This window comes from Bradyrhizobium sp. 134 (assembly GCF_023074155.1).
Lineage (GTDB): Bacteria > Pseudomonadota > Alphaproteobacteria > Rhizobiales > Xanthobacteraceae > Bradyrhizobium.
The window spans coordinates 1-5,117 of record NZ_JADPKX010000018.1 but is presented as its reverse complement, the minus strand read 5'-3'; the positions used below and the strand labels follow the sequence as shown (position 1 = coordinate 5,117).

Here is a 5,117-nt window from a genome sequence, read left to right as displayed (position 1 = left end):
AGGGCATCCGGCTTGATCGGGCGACACTGGGCAACTGGTCCGGCCGCGCCTGCTTCCATCTTCAGCCCATCGCGGAACACATGCGCCACCACCTGGCCATGGCGGATCGGCTGTTCATGGACGAGACCAAGGCGCCGGTACTCGATCCGGGGCGCTGCCAAACGAAGAAAGGCTACTTCTGGGCGATTGCCTCAGACGACCGCGGCCACAGCGGCCCAAGTCCGCCGATCGTGCTGTTCCGATATGCCCCCAGTCGCAGCGGTGCCTTCGCTGAGCAGTTCCTGGATGGCTTTGGCGGACGCTTCCTGCAATGCGATGCCTATGACGGTTATGATCGACTGACCGAAGTCGCTCGACTGCAAGGGCCTTGGACGCTCGTGCATTGCTGGAGCCACTTGCGCCGACGCTTCGTCAAATTGGCCCGCAATAGCAAATCGCCGATCGCCGAGGCCGCCATTCGGCACATCGCACAGCTTTACGCCATCGAAGCCATAGTGCGCGGTTCATCGCCGGACATCCGGCTGGCCGCGCGCAAGGAGCACGCGCTGCCCATCGTCGCCGCGCTAAAGCCGTGGTTCGAGAAGCAGCTGTCGATGATCTCCAGTGGTTCGACGCTCGCCGAGGACATCCGCTACGCGCTCAACCACTGGCAAGGGCTGACCCGCTTCCTCGAAGACGGGCGCCTCGAGCTTGACACGAACCCGGTCGAGAACGCCATGCGGCCAGTCTGCCTGACCAGAAAAAATGCGCTCTTCGCCGGTCATGAAGTCGGCGCGGAAAACTGGGCCCTGCTCGCGTCGATCGTCGCCACCTGCAAGCTCAACGACATCAACCCGGCCGCCCACCTCGCCGAAACACTCGACACGATCATCGACGGCCATCCCCATAGCCGCATCGAAGACCTCATGCCGTGGCGATTCCGCAAAACGTCAGGGTTGCGGCTACGCGCTTACGTCCTTTGAACGATTCATCCAGCTCGCGAAGGCGAGGAATCGAACGGTCAAGGATCGTGAGCTCAGCGCCCAAGCCCGCGGCCATTCTTGCTGCGTGCGTACCAACAACGCCGCCTCCAATCACCACGATGCGAGCCGGCTGAACACCCGGCACGCCGCCGATCAGCAGGCGGCGACCGCCTGCCGCTTCAGCGCCGTACCGGCTGCCTCGGTTGAAAGCCTACCCGCAACCTCACTCATGGGCGCTAGCAGCGGAAGTCCGCCATGTGCATCCGACACCGTTTCGTAGGCGATTGCGGTACATCCGGATTTTGAGACCCTTCGCCTGCTCGGCGTCTGGTGCCAAGTGCAGATAAGTGAAGAGGATCTGCTTTTCGTGCAGCTGAGACCATTCAGAAGACTGCGGCTCCTTGACCTTTACGATCATCTCGCTCGATGCAAACAGCTCACGAGCGGTGTCAACAACGGCTGCGCCGGCCTTGCGATGAATGTCATCGGTTGCGCCGACGCCCGCGCCGGCATTGGCCTCGACGATTACGCTATGACCAGCAGCCACATATTCGCGGACGGCGGCGGGCGTGAGGCCGACGCGGTATTCGTGTGTCTTGATTTCCTTAGGAACCCCGACCTTCATTTGCTATCTCCGAATGGAGATAGCCTTTTCTAATAGAACGCCGTGTTTGTTTTCCTGCAAAGTTGGTAAGAATAGGAGAGATTGTGCAGATATTTTACGTTTCTAGAATCTACTACGCAGGATTCCAAACAAGCTCAGCAACCTGCTAAACAAATGTAGGGTGACTGGTTTCGCTGCTTCGCTTCGAGGATTCGAATGCCCTCCCCTCTACGGGAAGCAGAACCGTCGTCGCTCCAACCGAACGCATTTTTTGTTTAACCGAAGTCATTTGAAATTGACTGAGCTAAGGGCCTCGCGCTGAAGGTCCAGCTGGAGCATCTATTCCGGAAAGAAAGTCGTGGGTGGACGAATCCCTGTATTTTACGACAAAATTATCGATTACTTTCGCAAATTGCGACCCGGCTTTCCGAAATGATTGGAGGCACTGCGCGATTGGCGATCTCACGTATGGCAAAATTCGACCGGTGCGATGAATTCGCTCGAAGTCTTCTACATCGCGCGCCAACACTATCAGGAGATAATCGTCACTTCCCGACATCAGAAAGCAGCGCACCAGAGACGGGCCCTTGAGGACGCCGATTTCGAACAATTTCAAGGCCTCGTCGCTTTGACCGTCGAGCGTGACTCGAACGAGCACGGTGGTGCTCAGGCCAAATCGACTCAGGTCAATCGTCGCTTGATAGCCGAAAATGTATCCTTCATCTTCCAACGCGCGCTGGCGGCGTGCAATTGCCGTACTGGATAGCCCCATTCGGTTCATTCTGTCTGGCTGATCCGCGCGTTTGCGCTGAGTTCGGCTAGGATTGTCATGTCAACTTATCGGTATCCATCGCGTCGATTTCCGTCGTCTCTTGTAAGCAACGTATTAAGCGAGGGACTCCGGGCGGACGTTTTCGGCCAACGATCTCGATTTCCACCACGTGAGATAGAGCGCAAAGAGCCATAGCACGGGCAGCAGCGTCAACAGCGATCCCACCGCGGCGATCGTCGGATCGATCTGGTTGCTTATGTTCTCCCACATTTTCAGCGGCGGCGTGCGAACGGAATACCCGCTGACCAGAGATGTGATGACGACCTCGTCGAAGGAATGGATGAATGCGAACACAGCTCCACCTATGATGCCGGGACGGATCAAGGGTACCGTGATTCGCAGGAAGGTTCGCAGCGGGCCGGCTCGCATGCTCATTGCCGCTTGCTCCAGCCTCCGGTCGAAATTCGACAGGTTTGCCGAGACAATGATCACGACATAGCACATCGAGCCGACGCTATGTGCCAGCACCAACCCAGTCGTGTTCCGATAAGTCCGAGTTCGGCCAGCCCGAGATAGATCGCGACGCCCACGACAATCAGCGGAAAGGTAATCGGCGTCAGGATTACCATGGTCAGAAATGAGCGCTGCCGCGGAGACGTACGGCTAAGACCGAACGCTGCGAGCGTGCCGACGATGGTAGACAGAAGGCCAACCATGACACCTACTTCGAGGCTCGTCCAGAACGCATCGGTCCAGGTTGGGTCACCGAAGAAGGAGCGGTACCACTGCAACGAAAGCCCCGAGGGTGGGAATTCCAACAAAGCCCCGGCGCTAAACGACATGACGACGACGATAAGGCCCGGGTACTGAAGAAAGATCATTACGGCTACGATAAACACCGTGGCGACCACCTTTGACCAGAGGCCGTTACCTGCGGCTTGATATAGTTGGACCCTCCATCGCTTGGCTTTGAAAGGAGCGGCGACTTCACCCAGATGGCCTGTCACACTCCCGAACGACAGCAGCCGGCTGCGCCAGGATTTTCGCTCTTGTTGCGTAACGAGGCCATGTTGGGTGGAAAGATCGAGTCCAAAGATCGACAGCGCGACGGCGGCGATCCCCAGGAGGATGAAATCCGATGCGGCGATGGGGGCCAAGTCGATGGACGTCGCGATCTGGGACGCGATGAAATTGGACAGCATGGCGTCGCGCAACCCGCCGAGAGCAGCGGGCGTGATGTAGAAGCCGAGGCAGACGACAAAGACGAGCAATACTCCGCTGCGCACACCCGGCAGACTGAGCGGAAAGAACACACGCCAGAAGGCAGCAAATGGCCGCGCTCCCATGCTGCGAGCAGCTGCCATCAACGACTTGTCGATGCCCATCATGACGCTGAGCAGGGGCAGTATCATAACCGGCAGCATGATGTGTACGATTCCGATATAGACTGCCATTCGATTGTAAATGAGTTCCAGCGGGCTGGAGATAAGGCCGCTCTTGAGCAGCAGATTGTTGATTAAGCCGCGGTCACCGAGAATCACGGTCCAGGCATAGGTGCGCACCAACCCGCTGGTCAGCCAAGGGACGAAGATAAGTACAATGAGGGTTGTGCGGACACGCAACACCCGATCCCGGCGAAATGGGAAGCAAAACGCGAGCGGCGTCCCTTCCGGAGCGCTGTCACTAGCTTCGCAAGAATCGTTGGTCGCGGGGCCTTGCTACACCCGATTCTTGCTATTGGTCGAGAGGACCATACCAAAGCTAGCAGCGTAAGCGTTCGATGTAACACGACTTCGAATCTCTCCTGCCTCGGCCTCGCCGCTTCTGCGGTTTCATTCGCCATGGCCGCCGTTTGCCGCATAGGCAAGCGGAGGTCATTTCGACAGCTCTGGGCAACGATCACCTGAAACCCGCCGAGGAGTGTGACTGCTGCAACGAAGGTCTAGCCAACATACGACCGTCACTTATAGCGATGCTTAACATACACCGTGTTTCTTGGAACTAAGGGAAGAGGCAAGAATTGCTGGCGGACTCAGCTTGGGTTTGCTGAAGGTGCCCTTAGCCGCGATGGAAGCAAGGTGGAACATCGCGTCGCTCCGTAGCCGTCGACCAAGCCGGAACCTTCACTGTCGATTTGGGGAAAGGGGTGCCGCTCACGCCTCCAGCGGTTAATCTGGCCCTGGTCAAAATGGTGCTGTCCTTGGTCGCCGAGGACCAACTGCCGTTCCTCAAGGGGACGATCGAGTGGGTCCGGAACAATGCACACGCCGAGCGCCGCCTCCCAACGGTCGCGACCCACCGTTTTCCTGCCCCGAGACCCGTCAGCTGAACTGACCATCTATACGAGGAAGCAACCGCACCCGCCGCTTCCGCATATCGTCGGGGAGTTTCGATTGAGCTGCTCCATGTACGTCTTCGCGGGACCGTTTTTCGCAACAAGACAGCTCGGATTTGATCGGCTTCGCCACGAGCGGGAAGGCTGTTCTTCGGATTCGAGTTGTTTGGTGTCAACTCTCCTGTGCGGGACTATTGGTAGCGCCCTAGCATTACAGTTGCTTTTTTGATTTGAAGTGGGCGCGTTGAGCGGCAGCCTGGTGAGCTCTGCGCCAGAATGACCATGCGATGACATGCGCGGGTTGGATCCGCTTCCGCGCAAGTCTGATAGCAATGCGGCGGATTTCTGGATTGACCAACGGATCAGTGGTGGGGTGGTTATGTTTTGGCTTTTGCCGGGGGGCGCCGTTTCGTTTTTTTGGGCGGTGGCGGATTAGCGCGATGT

At 57.9% G+C, this 5,117-nt stretch carries 6 protein-coding genes and 1 pseudogene; 2 read left to right on the top strand and 5 right to left on the bottom strand.

The features are described from left to right. On the top strand, positions 1-962 hold a 962-nt coding region (locus IVA75_RS07595; RefSeq protein WP_247358883.1), incomplete at its 5' end, for an IS66 family transposase. Here the strand turns inward: IVA75_RS07595 and IVA75_RS07590 are convergent. Both IVA75_RS07590 and IVA75_RS07585 read right to left on the bottom strand, forming a co-directional pair. Then, positions 952-1,587: pseudogene (locus IVA75_RS07590) on the bottom strand (FAD-dependent oxidoreductase); the annotation flags it as partial. The gene IVA75_RS07595 and the pseudogene IVA75_RS07590 overlap by 11 nt on opposite strands. Positions 1,588-1,870: 283 nt before the next feature. Next, positions 1,871-2,176 carry an Lrp/AsnC ligand binding domain-containing protein gene (locus IVA75_RS07585; RefSeq protein WP_247290080.1) on the bottom strand — a complete coding sequence of 102 codons (306 nt, stop codon included), beginning with the start codon at positions 2,174-2,176 and terminating at the stop codon, positions 1,871-1,873. On the opposite strand from IVA75_RS07585, the gene IVA75_RS07580 reads away from it, so the two are divergent. Then, positions 2,057-2,332, top strand: coding sequence for a hypothetical protein (locus IVA75_RS07580; RefSeq protein WP_247290081.1), 276 nt, complete (start codon positions 2,057-2,059; stop codon positions 2,330-2,332). The genes IVA75_RS07585 and IVA75_RS07580 overlap by 120 nt on opposite strands. 120 nt (positions 2,333-2,452) lie before the next feature. On the opposite strand, the gene IVA75_RS07575 is transcribed toward IVA75_RS07580, so the two are convergent. The 3 genes from IVA75_RS07575 to IVA75_RS07565 all read right to left on the bottom strand — a co-directional run. Continuing rightward, on the bottom strand, positions 2,453-2,842 hold the full coding sequence (locus IVA75_RS07575) for an ABC transporter permease subunit (RefSeq protein ID WP_247290078.1): 390 nt from the start codon (positions 2,840-2,842) through the stop codon (positions 2,453-2,455). Beyond that, positions 2,827-3,960 carry an ABC transporter permease subunit gene (locus IVA75_RS07570; RefSeq protein WP_247290073.1) on the bottom strand — a complete coding sequence of 378 codons (1,134 nt, stop codon included), beginning with the start codon at positions 3,958-3,960 and terminating at the stop codon, positions 2,827-2,829. Before IVA75_RS07570 ends, IVA75_RS07575 begins: the two co-directional genes overlap by 16 nt. Positions 3,961-4,884: 924 nt before the next feature. Then, positions 4,885-5,117 (bottom strand): hypothetical protein (locus IVA75_RS07565; protein WP_247290070.1); only part of this gene is annotated, 233 nt, incomplete at its 5' end.

What these genes read in the sequence shown, in the direction of transcription:
- IVA75_RS07580 (WP_247290081.1), top strand. Translation starts at nt 2,057, where the DNA reads ATGAATTCGCTCGAAGTCTTCTACATCGCGCGCCAACACTATCAGGAG.
- IVA75_RS07575 (WP_247290078.1), bottom strand. Translation starts at nt 2,842, where the DNA reads ATGTGCTATGTCGTGATCATTGTCTCGGCAAACCTGTCGAATTTCGAC.